The sequence below is a fragment of the Vibrio sp. 10N.247.311.12 genome, assembly GCF_041467515.1.
Taxonomy (GTDB): domain Bacteria; phylum Pseudomonadota; class Gammaproteobacteria; order Enterobacterales; family Vibrionaceae; genus Vibrio; species Vibrio crassostreae_C.
This window is the reverse complement of sequence record NZ_JBFSUV010000026.1, coordinates 1-12,105: the sequence shown is the minus strand read 5'-3', so window position 1 is coordinate 12,105 and position 12,105 is coordinate 1. Positions and strand designations below refer to the sequence as shown.

General features: G+C 41.0%; 19 protein-coding genes. 18 read left to right on the top strand and 1 reads right to left on the bottom strand.

What is annotated here, in order from left to right; genetic code table 11:
- From AB6E30_RS12795 to AB6E30_RS12740, 12 genes are all read left to right on the top strand, one after another.
- On the top strand, positions 1-958 hold a 958-nt coding region (locus AB6E30_RS12795), incomplete at its 5' end, for a hypothetical protein (RefSeq protein ID WP_372103834.1).
- A 45-nt stretch (positions 959-1,003) separates the two neighbouring features.
- The gene (locus AB6E30_RS12790; RefSeq protein WP_102424207.1) at positions 1,004-2,194 is read left to right on the top strand and encodes a toprim domain-containing protein; all 1,191 of its coding nucleotides are present in this window, start codon (positions 1,004-1,006) and stop codon (positions 2,192-2,194) included.
- 132 nt (positions 2,195-2,326) lie between these two features.
- Positions 2,327-2,560: a hypothetical protein gene (locus AB6E30_RS12785; RefSeq protein ID WP_372103831.1), complete on the top strand. Its 234-nt coding sequence runs from the start codon at positions 2,327-2,329 to the stop codon at positions 2,558-2,560.
- A 283-nt stretch (positions 2,561-2,843) separates the two neighbouring features.
- The gene (locus AB6E30_RS12780) at positions 2,844-3,314 is read left to right on the top strand and encodes a DUF4314 domain-containing protein (RefSeq protein ID WP_372050587.1); all 471 of its coding nucleotides are present in this window, start codon (positions 2,844-2,846) and stop codon (positions 3,312-3,314) included.
- A complete protein-coding gene (locus AB6E30_RS12775; protein WP_081231380.1) occupies positions 3,304-3,537 on the top strand; it encodes a 2Fe-2S iron-sulfur cluster-binding protein in 234 nt (77 codons plus the stop codon). The genes AB6E30_RS12780 and AB6E30_RS12775 overlap by 11 nt, the downstream gene beginning before the upstream one ends.
- A 78-nt stretch (positions 3,538-3,615) precedes the next feature.
- Positions 3,616-4,308 (top strand): hypothetical protein, encoded by a 693-nt coding sequence (locus AB6E30_RS12770; protein WP_136987179.1) that lies wholly within the window; start codon positions 3,616-3,618, stop codon positions 4,306-4,308.
- Positions 4,309-4,401: 93 nt separating this feature from the next.
- The gene (locus AB6E30_RS12765) at positions 4,402-4,926 is read left to right on the top strand and encodes a hypothetical protein (RefSeq protein WP_081231382.1); all 525 of its coding nucleotides are present in this window, start codon (positions 4,402-4,404) and stop codon (positions 4,924-4,926) included.
- Complete coding sequence (locus AB6E30_RS12760; protein WP_081231383.1) at positions 4,926-5,414, top strand: hypothetical protein; 489 nt, start codon at positions 4,926-4,928, stop codon at positions 5,412-5,414. The genes AB6E30_RS12765 and AB6E30_RS12760 overlap by 1 nt, the downstream gene beginning before the upstream one ends.
- A 55-nt stretch (positions 5,415-5,469) precedes the next feature.
- Complete coding sequence (locus tag AB6E30_RS12755) at positions 5,470-5,916, top strand: hypothetical protein (RefSeq protein ID WP_081231384.1); 447 nt, start codon at positions 5,470-5,472, stop codon at positions 5,914-5,916.
- 101 nt (positions 5,917-6,017) lie between these two features.
- Positions 6,018-6,566 carry a hypothetical protein gene (locus AB6E30_RS12750; RefSeq protein WP_154724110.1) on the top strand — a complete coding sequence of 183 codons (549 nt, stop codon included), beginning with the start codon at positions 6,018-6,020 and terminating at the stop codon, positions 6,564-6,566.
- Between the two features lie 84 nt (positions 6,567-6,650).
- Positions 6,651-7,064 carry a hypothetical protein gene (locus AB6E30_RS12745; protein WP_081231386.1) on the top strand — a complete coding sequence of 138 codons (414 nt, stop codon included), beginning with the start codon at positions 6,651-6,653 and terminating at the stop codon, positions 7,062-7,064.
- Positions 7,065-7,258: 194 nt separating this feature from the next.
- Entirely contained in the window at positions 7,259-7,942 is a 684-nt protein-coding gene (locus AB6E30_RS12740) for a hypothetical protein (protein ID WP_154723916.1), read from the top strand.
- 220 nt (positions 7,943-8,162) lie between these two features.
- Here AB6E30_RS12740 and AB6E30_RS12735 read toward each other — a convergent pair whose 3' ends face one another.
- Complete coding sequence (locus AB6E30_RS12735) at positions 8,163-9,260, bottom strand: hypothetical protein (protein ID WP_086715510.1); 1,098 nt, start codon at positions 9,258-9,260, stop codon at positions 8,163-8,165.
- A gap of 213 nt (positions 9,261-9,473) precedes the next feature.
- Here AB6E30_RS12735 and AB6E30_RS12730 point away from each other — a divergent pair, with 213 nt between their 5' ends.
- The 6 genes from AB6E30_RS12730 to AB6E30_RS12705 all read left to right on the top strand — a co-directional run bounded on the left by AB6E30_RS12730 (position 9,474) and on the right by AB6E30_RS12705 (position 12,008).
- Positions 9,474-9,920, top strand: a complete 447-nt coding sequence (locus AB6E30_RS12730) for a hypothetical protein (RefSeq protein ID WP_081231389.1) — start codon at positions 9,474-9,476, stop codon at positions 9,918-9,920.
- Positions 9,921-10,070: 150 nt separating this feature from the next.
- Positions 10,071-10,616 (top strand): hypothetical protein, encoded by a 546-nt coding sequence (locus AB6E30_RS12725; RefSeq protein ID WP_372050591.1) that lies wholly within the window; start codon positions 10,071-10,073, stop codon positions 10,614-10,616.
- Between the two features lie 146 nt (positions 10,617-10,762).
- Positions 10,763-10,885 (top strand): hypothetical protein, encoded by a 123-nt coding sequence (locus AB6E30_RS12720; RefSeq protein ID WP_276605648.1) that lies wholly within the window; start codon positions 10,763-10,765, stop codon positions 10,883-10,885.
- A 191-nt stretch (positions 10,886-11,076) separates the two neighbouring features.
- Positions 11,077-11,394: a hypothetical protein gene (locus tag AB6E30_RS12715; protein ID WP_136987173.1), complete on the top strand. Its 318-nt coding sequence runs from the start codon at positions 11,077-11,079 to the stop codon at positions 11,392-11,394.
- A gap of 44 nt (positions 11,395-11,438) precedes the next feature.
- Positions 11,439-11,678, top strand: coding sequence for a hypothetical protein (locus AB6E30_RS12710; protein WP_136987172.1), 240 nt, complete (start codon positions 11,439-11,441; stop codon positions 11,676-11,678).
- Positions 11,679-11,825: 147 nt separating this feature from the next.
- The gene (locus AB6E30_RS12705; protein ID WP_136987171.1) at positions 11,826-12,008 is read left to right on the top strand and encodes a hypothetical protein; all 183 of its coding nucleotides are present in this window, start codon (positions 11,826-11,828) and stop codon (positions 12,006-12,008) included.
- The last annotated feature ends 97 nt before the right edge of the window (positions 12,009-12,105 follow it).

Here is a 12,105-nt window from a genome sequence, read left to right as displayed (position 1 = left end):
TCAGGGCTCCGGTTCAGCTGGTCAGGGCGCTTCTCAAGGCTCTTCAACCCGTAACCCACTCAGTGATGAAGATTTTCAGCGCTTGGGTGAAGCATTGGCCGATCTTCATGAGCTTATCGATCAAGCGATCAATAAACATGCTTCAGTGAATCCGGCATCCTATGAGGACATTTGTAACTATAACGTCACGCCAGAGCTAAATGGGCGAATGTTATCAATGCCAATCCAAAGCAGTATCAACTCTGGTGCTCGTGCGATTAAACGTATTATCGAATCGCAGATGTGGGCTAAAGAGGCTGTACCCATCATGTACGATGAATCTGGTAGTGATTTTGACTGTGATTTACTTGCGGGTGTAACTGCTGGTAACAGTCGAATCTTCTATACAGAGGATATCGTTGAGACTCATAAATCTTCATTCGTTATTGCGATTGATATTTCTGGCTCAATGGCTGTGCCTGTTACAAATGAGTTTGGAGATCGAACTGGCTACTGTCGATTAGACATTGCCCAGAAAGCCGCCTTATCGGTTGCAGCTGCACTTGAAGAGTTGGATGTACCAGTATCAGTCTTGTATTTCAATACGATGGCTTATGTTGGAAAGTCATTCAATGAACCTTTGATGCAATGCTATCCGCGAATCGGTATTGACTCTAGTGATGGTACTGAAACCAATAAGGCTGTCTTAGCTGCTCGTCAAGAGTTTACAAAGCTCGATTTGGCAAGCAGAAAGCAATTACTTGTTGTTACCGATGGGTGTCCAGCTGATACACATGCTGTCGAAAGTCAGGTAGAGCAATGTAAAGCCGAAGGGATTGATGTTGCGTCAATCAATATTTGCGAATCAAGGTACGGAGGCATTCCAAATTATCAAGTGATACGTGATGCTGATGACCTTCCCGCTGTGTTGGATGACATGATTCAACAGAACTTGTTGTCATCGATTGAAATTAGTTAAACGTAACAGTGACGCTCTTCGGAGCGTCCCTTTTAGGAGGTCAAAATGAGCAATTACAGAAGATCAAAAATCCAAGATGTACATGCGTTAGTGATGCGTCATGGTGGCTGGTCCTCAGTGTTCAAATGTTACGGTGAACTAACTGAGGCGATGCGAAAGTCTTCAAATGGTGTTTCTAAAGCTGTACCAGATCCATTCACTGGCAAAGGCAAAACTGTCTTTCGCTTGTACAAAGATTGGAACGAGTCTGGTGGCGGTTATTACAATGGTAAGGGTCGTATTGGTGATGGTATTGATATGGTCGCTTGGCTTGAAAATTGTAATAAATCGAAGGCGATGGACATTATCTTAGATATTTTGGGGGAGTCTACAGACAACATTTCTCAACGAGAAGTGAAAGCCGTAGCCGCTCAAAAAGAAGAGAAAGCTGTTCTTAGTCCTGCAGATATAAGCAAACGCCTATGGATTTTGCAAAAGGTTGAACATGAGGCATTTGCTGTCACTGAATCTGAAATAGGTATGAACTATCTAATATCTCGCGGATTAGGTGACATTCAAATACCTTGCAACGTTGGGTTTCACTCACAACTTAAAATGTGGGACTCACAAAGCAACGAAGTGTATTTACCAGGCATTGTTTTATACATTCAAAATTTGAAAGGTGAGGCGATTGCTTTTCATCGAATTTTTTTGAATGACGATGGCTCAGATAAATCACCGTTGCTTGATAACCCTAAGATGCAAATGTCACCAATAGAGGATCCTCGCGGTGCATCAATACAGTTTGGTATGCCTTTAATCTGCAAAGATGAAATGGGTAATACACGAATTGTGTTAGGTGTTGGAGAAGGTCCTGAAACCTGTTTGGCTTGCCAGCATGCTGAGAGTATTCCTGTTTGGTCAGGTATCTCTTCTACCTTGATGGAGCTGATCGATATTCCTTTCGAAGTAACCGATTTGGTTATTTTTAAAGACAAAGATCGCCTTACACAAGGAAAAGACATGCCGGAAGGCGACAGAGCTGCCATCTCTTTGAAGGAACGTGTAGAGAAAAATATGAATCACTGCAAAGTGACCATTGCATCTCCACCGAGTCCCATCAAGGAATTGGCAAAATCACAAGATTGGCTTGATGAATGGTGTGATTCTGGATATCAGAATTTCATCGGATACTTAGCCAAAAACAAGCTGACACCGGTTGGTTTTCTCGATAGAGAATTTAACGATGTTGCTTAAATACGCATTAGCCTTCCTTCGGGGAGGCTTTTTGCTTTTAGGTCGCTCAAGGATTGGTCTAAACGCAAAAAGCTCAAGACAATGCACGGTTGCTGTATAACGATATAAATAAAATCACTGAAGGAGAACCTTATGGTCACTGGGTCTTGGTACACGGTTGATGGTAAAAACATTGAAGGGCTGTCCGAGCTAAAGTTCTCTGATATGGCCAATGCACTGACTGAAGTTGAGGCTGCCTATGAATGCATCGTCCTTGAAGAGTCAGAGCGGTTAGGGTGGAGCTTATTGCAAGTGAAAGCCGTTGTGCCAATTAAGGATGGCACAGTAAAACGAAAATCAACCTTAAGGTTACTACTCAGCCATTAGGTCACTAGAACACAAGTACTTCGTAAACACGGAAAATACCGCCAGTAATTGCCAAAAGTACGATGAAATTCATGTTAACTGTAATTGATTTACCCGAGAAATTTATCACTTTATTAAAGTGATTATTCCTCATCCAGTTAGGATGCTGTTGCAATATCCTCTTGTCTTATGACATGTCCCCATTGACTTTAATACCCAAGTCACAAAAACCTACCCATAGGGAACAGTTCGTACCCTATTACCATAGGTTGCGTTTGTTCCTTTATTCCTTGGAGGAATTACCATGCGCAACTCTATCATTGATGCAGCTTTAGCAAACTATACGTCTTCTATGACCCGCTATATCTGTAACGATAACCCGTTGGACCTACAAATCTCGCAATGCGCTGTTCGTTGGATTAACGCCTCTCTTGAGCTTACTGGCCGTGAACATTTCCGAACTACATCAAATGGATTATTAGATGTGCCATTTCTTTTAGATTCTAAATACCACGATAACTTCGCTACAGATTGCTGGTTTCTGGCTGAGACTTTATTTGTCCCGACTACTGAAACAATCAAGCAATCGCTTAAACCTGGTGACGTCATCAAGATGATTCACATGAACGATATTGATCCAATTGATGCAGGAGAACTTGGTCAAATCAAGCGTATCGACGACATGGGAACATTGCATATGCAATGGGACAACGGTCGTTCTCTTGGTATTTGCATGCCTGCTGGAGATTTATTCGAGGTTTATTATGCGAGTTAACAACACACCCATTCCAACTGATTCTTGTACGGCGCTTGTCGCACTAGAAAGAGCTGGATACAAAGTAAATTCTGAATGCCGAAATGGTTACTGTGGCGCTTGTCGTCTCAAAGCTACTGGCACTCCTACTTACTTAAATGACCCTATTGGATATAAGCAAGACGGTGAAATACTTGTTTGTTGCGTTGATTCGCAATCAGACATTGACATCGAACTACCTTAATTACCCATAACCCCAACAAACTCAACGTCAATCAAAGACATTGAACTTGTATCCCCAATTCCTATGGAGGAAACCCTTATGTCATATGAAATCATCTATGAGAAATTTGCTACGTTCTGTCCTGCAGATGTAGTAAGTCAACAAAAGAAAGATTTCCTACTCAAACATTTCAATATCAATTGTTCAACTATGAGCGATTACGATATCGATGCCGAACTTTTCAGACGGTTCAAGATCATCTCAACGGATAACTTGTACATGCTTCAACTCTTAATTGGTCCGTCCAATTGTGTTGATACAGAGTCAGGAAAGCGCACCCGAGATTGGATGTATTGCGGTGTCGACACTGAGTATTCACTATTCCAAAAATACGGATGTGAATGGTGCCGAAGTGTTGAAAGTGGCGATTTAAAGCCTAATGGTCGATGGGCAACCCCTGAAGGCTGGCTTAAATCATTACGATTGGCATTCAAGCAAGCAGTGAGTTATGAGGCTATGCCTTATTGTCATTCCATGTCTTTTTGGATCGTCAAACCTACAACCTGGGAAGATCAGTACAAACTCAAGCAGTTTGAATCGATTGTATCCAGCTTTGGTGCTGACATCATGGAAAGAAGTTGGTTTGGTACTCGCAAGTTATATTGCTCATTTAGCCCTGAGTCGATGTTTGAAATGTACCTGTTTCAAGAACTATCGATTCGTTTTTTTGGCAAACGTGCATTCAGCACGACTAGCCCGAGTCTAGGTCTAGTCAAGCAAAGAGCTATATAGCTCAACCCCTTACATCTTACCCATTAGCAGGGACTTTCTTCCCTGTGGGAAGTTGTCCCTTCAAAACCTTAATAGTTCTTGGAGGAACTGAATATGATCACTTCAGATATGCTTTTAACTGCAGCAAAACCCTTCGGATTACCAATCGTTGCGATTGATGATATTGAAGCTGATGCGCGTAGCTTGAATCGTACTCGCCGTGATAACCCAACCACCCAATTTCTCTGGGTTGTAAAGCCTTGTGGCAGTGTCTTGTTTCCAATTGGAAAAGGCGTGAATCCACACTTCGTGACATTTTGTTTTGAAGCAAGTCATCAAGCGTTCTTGATAAAAAATGACGATATCTTTCCGATTGAAACCGAAGAAGCCGAACAGCTTTCGTGCAAACTTCCTTTCGATGTGACGGGTATTCGATATCAAGAAACACTGGTACGCAAAGTCACTCAATTACTGAGCCATGCTTGCGTGCATTCTTCTGCTCTTGCGGAATGTAGCTTAGATGAAAACTCTAGCTGGAAGTCATGGCAACGTTGGTTCGAAGATCTAAATCATCCAGTCATGGCTGCGTTTATGTCTCTTTGTATTCAGCGTTCGATTGAACTGACGGAGGCAAACTGATGAATCGCAAAACTTTAGATATTCAACGTCCATGTCGTCGAATACACGATGGTCACAGCTTTATGATTGCTCAACGTGTTCTGCGTTTGCCTGATGAAGACTCTGGCCTGTCTCATTCAATTGTTCGATTCGAAAACAGTCGTGTTGGTTTTGGAAGCTTAAAGCTAAAAAGACGAACGGCAATTCGAATCACCAACAAAGAGAATGGTCAATGGATAATCCGATATTGCATGGGGAATGGCGGCAAGATTAAAGGGCTGAACAAGGAATATATTGCTATCGATTACGATGGTGTAAATGAACTTGGTGTGACCTTTAATAAAGACGTTCGTTTGTCTGTGAATACAGCTGACTGGTGGGACATTACAAGATGGTTTTGGACGTTCCCAGATCTCAATGTAAAGCTTTCCTTTCGTTTAGGTTTGATTGGATTTCTTTTAGGGATAATCAGTTTAGCTGACTTAATTGCGAAGCTATTTATAGCTTAACCCCCTGTGGGTCCGATACCCATTAGGGCGGTCCCCTCATTTCAAGAGGTATACCATGAATGAACTAACACCTACATCGCAAGATGTTGAAGCCCCTCGATCCGTTTTGGAGTTTCTAGACAACTTAACAGCATCGAAATACTTCTATCTTGAGGCCGCTGGCGCGTACCTTAGTGAAGTTATTGATTCTGAATTGCTCGATGATAAAGCCAAGTTGCTCGAATTCATTGAAGACAATAAGTGTGAAGCCGTTGAAGACATCAGCGCAGAGTTGGTTGAAAAGATGATTTCTGACCGTGCAGATACATTGCACAGTTCAGCGTTATACATCTTGAAATCATTTCTCGGCACTGTGCCTAAAACTGAGGTTGAAGCTCTTCAAGATGGCGCTGTTGCTGATATTTGGTATGACGCTTCGGACCACGGAGACACTAGCGCCGCAGCAGTCATCAAAAATACGCAAGATGCCATGAGCATTATTGCTGACTTCTTAACGAAGTAACCAATCTTAAAGGAATCTTCCTTTTACTCCCTTTGGGGCATACGTCCCGTAGGGGAGTTGTGTGCCTCATAGGTTAACCACCTTATGCAGAGGAACACATTATGGGCTTTTTTTCTTTCAAAACCGCTGACACAAAACAGTCAATCTTTAATACGTGTACTGAGAAGTGTCGTCCAGTGTACATGCTCCAACCAAACAACGAAGACCCAATATATGAGCCGGCTTATGAAGGTTATGGTGTTTTCGGAGGTGTTGATGCTTATACATGGTTAGCGAAACATAATTTGCCAACGACAGTCACGAACTCATACGATGACGATGAGCTCCGAACTCTGGGGATAAAATTGGCCTTTGGCTTAGACTCTTTTGAATACGATAACCATCTATTCATTAAAGAGAATGAGTTGGATGTGCTAAGACAGGTGAACCCTGCACTGCTTGAACGCGAGTTTACCCAATTCCAAGCTTTTTCCGATTTCATTATCGTGAACGGCGAGGAAATTAGACCAAACGATCTCCCATCGCATTTGAGAACTGACCTGCAATTAGCACCAGTTAAATACCCATTAAAATTCAGTTTCAGAAAAGGTAAGCAATACAGTGATTACCCTGCTTCTGAGAGCTGTCCATATCAAGGTTACTTCATTTAACCCCAAACCTTGATACAACCCACCACTACCCGTGAGGGATCTTCCCTCATAGGGATAGATCCCTCAAAATTGGAGGAATCTATCGTGGAATCAACCTATTTAGATGATACCGACCATATCTTAATTAAAGCGTTATCCAAAGAAGATATGCCGATAAATGAAATTGCCAAAAAGTTTGAAGTACCAATTGCCAATATCGCGATGTCACTAGACACCTGCCATTTTGCAATCACTGACAACATTTTGCGTAAAAACTCTCAGCTAGGAAAAATGAAATTGACTGCCATTGGTATTGAAAAACGATGTACCTTATGCAATCACTTTTTTCCGCTCACTAAAGAATTTTGGCACGTCAAGCGCACCACTAAACATGGCCAGCGTGAGATGGGAACCTGCAAAAGTTGTGAAGCTGAAAAAAAGCGTCGTCAAGAACTCGATGGCCGCTTAAAAGACTTAGGAGGTAAAATGTGTTTCTCGACACGTTACCTGAATAAGTAGCTGCATACCTTGTAGTTAAGATGAAAAGTCACCCGATCGGTGGCTTTTCATCCACCATTTCCATCCGCTTTGACACATCCAGCCATATCGCTTCACCCTAAATTTCAATTTCTTTGAAATACTTCCTAAATCCGCATTCGTATGTTGCATAACCGTTTTAACCGACTATCAAGAACTTAAATGGGTTAGCGCACATGAATAAACAGGACACGATCAACCAAGCACTGAATATCATCACCAGTTGGAACCTTGACGACAGCCATTCCAAATCCTTCTCTGATTTTGTCTTCTATTGGGCCTTTGCGCATACTAATCAGCACAAAGTGACTACAAGGTTAGATTCTAAAGAATCAGTACAAGATGGGGTGGTAGAGCTTGCACAGTTGTTAAGCAATGCAATGCTTAATGGGTACAGTGATCCAATCGGGGACATTCTGATTGAGTTAGGTGTGAATACAAAGACGAAACGAATGAACAATCATCAAGATGACGATTTTTTAGAGCAAATGATGGGGCTCAATGATAACGAGGTCTATGAACCATTTTGCGGTACTGGTGCGTTAACTATGGAGCTCATGCAGGCATATTGTGAAAAGCATACAGAACGTAGCAATCCTCTCGATCATTACACTTATTATCTCGAAGAGGTTAAGCCTCTCAACTGTGCAGCCGCAGTGATTCAAATCTTTCATAAGCTCGAATACCTATCTACCAAATTTGGTTCTGCCATCATTCCAGGCAACCTCAAAATCATTAATATCGATCCGATAACACGACAAGAGGGGACCCAACACTACATCGCCAGTAAGATGTCGGATGCTGAACAAATTGAACACAACCTGAACTCGCTGCCTAACACTCAACCGACGATACACTAGGGGGCATTTATGATAGTAAGTTTGAGTGCAGTTAAAGCATTCACCTTTCATGCTTGATTTTCCCGTTCAAGTGGCGTGAGCGAGTTTGCCATTTTGGTTTAGCAGTGTTCTGAGAAGGCTTTGCCCCTTAATGAGATACAGTCCAAAGTTGAAACAGTAATGTTGAGGTCACTTTGATATTCAAAAGTATTGAGCAGCTAAAGAAAAGGGCAAAGCCAACTTATTCACACCTTTCAGTGAGCATAAGTTTTGTTTTAAGAAACGCAAGTTTGATGTCATCAGTTTTGGTGAACTTGAACTTACCATCAGTAGAAGCGTCGAACCTTTCAAAATAGTATTCGAGTAGCGGATCATACCTACCACTGTGAACCCAAGTGTAGAACTTTCCGAGTTCGTATCGTAATTCTTTATTAAGGTCAGATCTTAATCTCAGTACACTAATGGTTGCTAGGTCAACGATGTTCATTTCTTGTAGATTCGTCTTAATCTCTTCAATCAGAGGTAGGAGGGATTCTTTATACTTATCAGCTAATGGTACAAGGTCAGCGTCAGTTACTTCCGCTTCAAAAATCATAATGAGGTCATCAATCTCTCCATTATAGTATTCGTTATCTAATCTTTTTTCTGACTCAGTGCGAAGAACATAGAGTTGTTCTAAAGGATCAGGTTTAGTCTCAATTTTTTCTTTTGAAAGTTTGTGTTGGTACTCAACAAACAGCGTTTCAATCCTATCAGCGATAACATCTAGGTACTCATATCGTATCTTGAGAAATTCGAACAGCTCATTGATATTCAGGTTTAACGTTAAGTCCTCTTTACCCACATCTCGACTGTACAAATGAACACTCAGGTCGCCAGTGTTGAAACTGCTTGTAAATGGCCAACTTGCGAATCGCTTTGAATTCTCTTGATTAAGATTTACTGGGTGAGCACCGAAACACGCCCTGATAGTTTTAAAGTAATTATTGTCATCTTCATTAGGGAAGAGGCGAGCTTTGAAGCATTTCTTTTCACCATGAAACGGATCTTTATTGTCATTCATAAACACTCGATGGAGTTGTTTGATTGACTCGAAAATGAGGTCTATTGAAGAGATAAGAGAGTAGACCTGCATACATCTACTATCTATATTCTTGTCAAACTCAGGTGCATTTTCTAAGTGCCTAACAGAAACAGTGATCCAATCCATAGCAGAGCAAACGAGGTTAAAAAGGTTCTTACCGCCTTTATCTTTGTAGATTTGATACACAAAGCTAGAGTTTGAGTTCACTAACTCCCTAAAATCCGTGATTTTATCATCACTAACAACGCTTCTCATTCACCAGTTCCTTTTCTAACTAACTGAAAATATTATAAAGAATGGCAATTATGATAGTGATAGTTCTTGAGCTCTTCAAATATATTATCTTTCGACACACATCATAGATTGATATTGGTTGAGTTTTATATTTGATGACCGCAACATAGACGAAATTCAATCGCGAAAAATTCCCAATATAAGGAATTAGCTAATGATTGATAAGGAGATTAAGTGCAAGTATCAGAACTAAAAACAGTGGCTACCCTGGTCCGGAAAGTGATTAAGAAGGTCGTTTCAGAGTCAACCTATGTTGATGTTGAGCTTCAAAGGTTTCCTTCAGGTTCGTGTGAGGTATCTAGTGTAATTTTGGGACTCTATTTGAGAGAAAAATATGCTGTTAACGTTGTACAGTCAGTCGGCAAACGTCCATCTCCGGAATGCGAGTACAGTGAAAATAACCATGTTTGGTTAACGGTGAATGAAACTATTGTTGTCGACATCACTGCTGATCAGTTTGACGATTGTTTGGAGAAAGTATTTGTTGGTCGCGATAGCGCTTTTCATGACACATTCGAAGTTTATGATACAAGACCGGTAGATTTTAGTTACTTACTGAGACGCGGTTCAGAGGGATATGGACATATATATAAGGAAGTAGTTACTCGAATGGCAAACTAGTTTACCTAGTCGCCAGCTTATTCGATTGGTTGAGTTTAGTTAACAAGGTGACTTTTAAGTGCTTTATATTTTTCGATGGAGGGGGTACTCATAGATAAATTTGATGTTGAGCTACTTGGTTGGGACGGTAGTCTGGAAAGTTGTTTAGACATGTTTTCAGGGCTTTATGGATATCACATTGACCCTAGTACCCACAAAAAACCTAATGAATGTATTAAGTATGAAGAATTCCTTAAAAGTTCAAATGTTTTGAATCAATGGCAAGAGAGTATGGCCAGTAACGGTGATACCCCGATATTTAAACTATTTCAGAGAAACTATAGAGGTTTCAATGTCGATGATTTCATTAATTTAGATATGGAAATACAGGAGAAAGGTCTTTCATTAGCCAAAGGTCAGATTTTGTTTCGCGGTGTCTGTTCTGAAAATGAAAATGATGACTGGACCAAACCTGTGTCTACAACTTTGTCTCCTTACATCGCGATTTACCACGCATTGAAAAATGGTTATACGAAGCCCATAAAAATATGTGTAATCGAGGTTCCAGTTGATACAAATGTAAAGGCTATTATAGGTCCATTTGGTGACAATGTTGAATTTGGGCAAGAGTATGAAGTTTTAGTCAATTTTAAGCACCGCCCGAAAGTTCATGAAGAGATAACTAGAGGCAATGTGACGTTCCAGTCATTACGTTGATTGAGTCTATGCATTGATCTTTATGGTCAGTATTGGATTCTGGTAGTACCTAGACACACGCTTTGGGACGTAGAAAAGTTTCAAACTTATTGTCCAGCGATAATAGTCATCAATCTTCATGAGAACTATATCGATTTGAATAGGTAATGACTGAAACCCACGGTCACGATGTACGTGTGCGCTATCTGCAATGGTTAGAAAGCACGCGTACTCAAAACAAGCAAAATAAGCTGACTAATTGGAAACAGTCACTGATTACTTTGCCATAGTACAAGGGCAAACTGAGTAACACACTGTCCAATGGGCAGCGAGGAAATTCCTCTAACTCAACTGGTTATTACGCCATCTGAAATGTAATCAGTCTTTTGACTGCCCCTAATAACTCTCTCTGAGTTACCAACGTTCACATACAAATCTTGTTTACACACCAAATAGTCCCATGAATAACTGGAGTCCAGATATGAATGTACTTAACTTCCTTGGTTTTGATTGCTGCATTGCTAAACGTCATTACGCTAACGGTGTAATTGCGCTTGAGCTGATTGCTGCTGAAACCGATGACAACATTAACAACGACACCTTTCCCGGTGAACGAATTTGTGTTGCAACAACCTGTGTTAGTAATGCCAACCTACTGACAAATGAAACCTGCATCAAAAACTACAGTGAAAACACTGGAATTGAAGATGTTCTTGTCGAGGCTGGAATTATTAAATTAACTGGAAAATCATGCAGAACTGGCTACGTCAGTGTGCCAATTGTCCAAGTTTTGATTTAGTGATTTTCTCTCATTGTTGACCATTGAATAAATGGAGATACCACATGACTACTTTCGAACAACTGTCAGCTTTAGTAGACATCGAGATCAGTCTTATTAAATCTGTCAGACGCATTAAATTGCTCAATAGACCACCATCAAATTTACTCACTGATACCTATCAATCATTCAATGATTTGAAAGCTAAAAGTGCCCAAATAGATAGTTACGCAGGCGACTGCATCATTGCTCGTATAGACCATCTTTTTCAAGATGACGTTATACAACCCCTTCTCAAGAAGTAACCCATCTCTCGGAGTTTGTAACCCAACAAACACCAACGGATAGATCCCATCTAAACCCCAATAAACCTAACCCAACACGGGACATATTAGCTAACCCGTGTGGTGGCCTAGTACGTCTCGAATTCCAGTTCTTGGAGGAGCTAACTCATGCCACGAAATATCCCAATAAGTAAGTTTGCTGACTTTATCTTGTTCTACAAGATAAACGGCAAGGTGAAGAAGAAAATGTTTGAAGATACAGAAGCAGGAAATGTGTATCGCTACGCTAGGTCATTCCCGCAAGGAATCGCTTGGAAAATTAGACAACTACCCTCACAGCAACAGGTGTGATTATGAATATTGAAATGACAGAGAAAGCCATGGCAGAACCGGTGCGTATTTCGGTGATTGCGATCGCTCGTTTCGGTTTATTCCGATCACTTGATCC

What these genes read in the sequence shown, in the direction of transcription:
- AB6E30_RS12790 (WP_102424207.1), top strand. Translation starts at nt 1,004, where the DNA reads ATGAGCAATTACAGAAGATCAAAAATCCAAGATGTACATGCGTTAGTG.
- AB6E30_RS12785 (WP_372103831.1), top strand. Translation starts at nt 2,327, where the DNA reads ATGGTCACTGGGTCTTGGTACACGGTTGATGGTAAAAACATTGAAGGG.
- AB6E30_RS12780 (WP_372050587.1), top strand. Translation starts at nt 2,844, where the DNA reads ATGCGCAACTCTATCATTGATGCAGCTTTAGCAAACTATACGTCTTCT.
- AB6E30_RS12775 (WP_081231380.1), top strand. Translation starts at nt 3,304, where the DNA reads ATGCGAGTTAACAACACACCCATTCCAACTGATTCTTGTACGGCGCTT.
- AB6E30_RS12770 (WP_136987179.1), top strand. Translation starts at nt 3,616, where the DNA reads ATGTCATATGAAATCATCTATGAGAAATTTGCTACGTTCTGTCCTGCA.
- AB6E30_RS12765 (WP_081231382.1), top strand. Translation starts at nt 4,402, where the DNA reads ATGATCACTTCAGATATGCTTTTAACTGCAGCAAAACCCTTCGGATTA.
- AB6E30_RS12760 (WP_081231383.1), top strand. Translation starts at nt 4,926, where the DNA reads ATGAATCGCAAAACTTTAGATATTCAACGTCCATGTCGTCGAATACAC.
- AB6E30_RS12755 (WP_081231384.1), top strand. Translation starts at nt 5,470, where the DNA reads ATGAATGAACTAACACCTACATCGCAAGATGTTGAAGCCCCTCGATCC.
- AB6E30_RS12750 (WP_154724110.1), top strand. Translation starts at nt 6,018, where the DNA reads ATGGGCTTTTTTTCTTTCAAAACCGCTGACACAAAACAGTCAATCTTT.
- AB6E30_RS12740 (WP_154723916.1), top strand. Translation starts at nt 7,259, where the DNA reads ATGAATAAACAGGACACGATCAACCAAGCACTGAATATCATCACCAGT.
- AB6E30_RS12735 (WP_086715510.1), bottom strand. Translation starts at nt 9,260, where the DNA reads ATGAGAAGCGTTGTTAGTGATGATAAAATCACGGATTTTAGGGAGTTA.
- AB6E30_RS12725 (WP_372050591.1), top strand. Translation starts at nt 10,071, where the DNA reads ATGTTTTCAGGGCTTTATGGATATCACATTGACCCTAGTACCCACAAA.
- AB6E30_RS12720 (WP_276605648.1), top strand. Translation starts at nt 10,763, where the DNA reads ATGACTGAAACCCACGGTCACGATGTACGTGTGCGCTATCTGCAATGG.
- AB6E30_RS12715 (WP_136987173.1), top strand. Translation starts at nt 11,077, where the DNA reads ATGAATGTACTTAACTTCCTTGGTTTTGATTGCTGCATTGCTAAACGT.
- AB6E30_RS12710 (WP_136987172.1), top strand. Translation starts at nt 11,439, where the DNA reads ATGACTACTTTCGAACAACTGTCAGCTTTAGTAGACATCGAGATCAGT.
- AB6E30_RS12705 (WP_136987171.1), top strand. Translation starts at nt 11,826, where the DNA reads ATGCCACGAAATATCCCAATAAGTAAGTTTGCTGACTTTATCTTGTTC.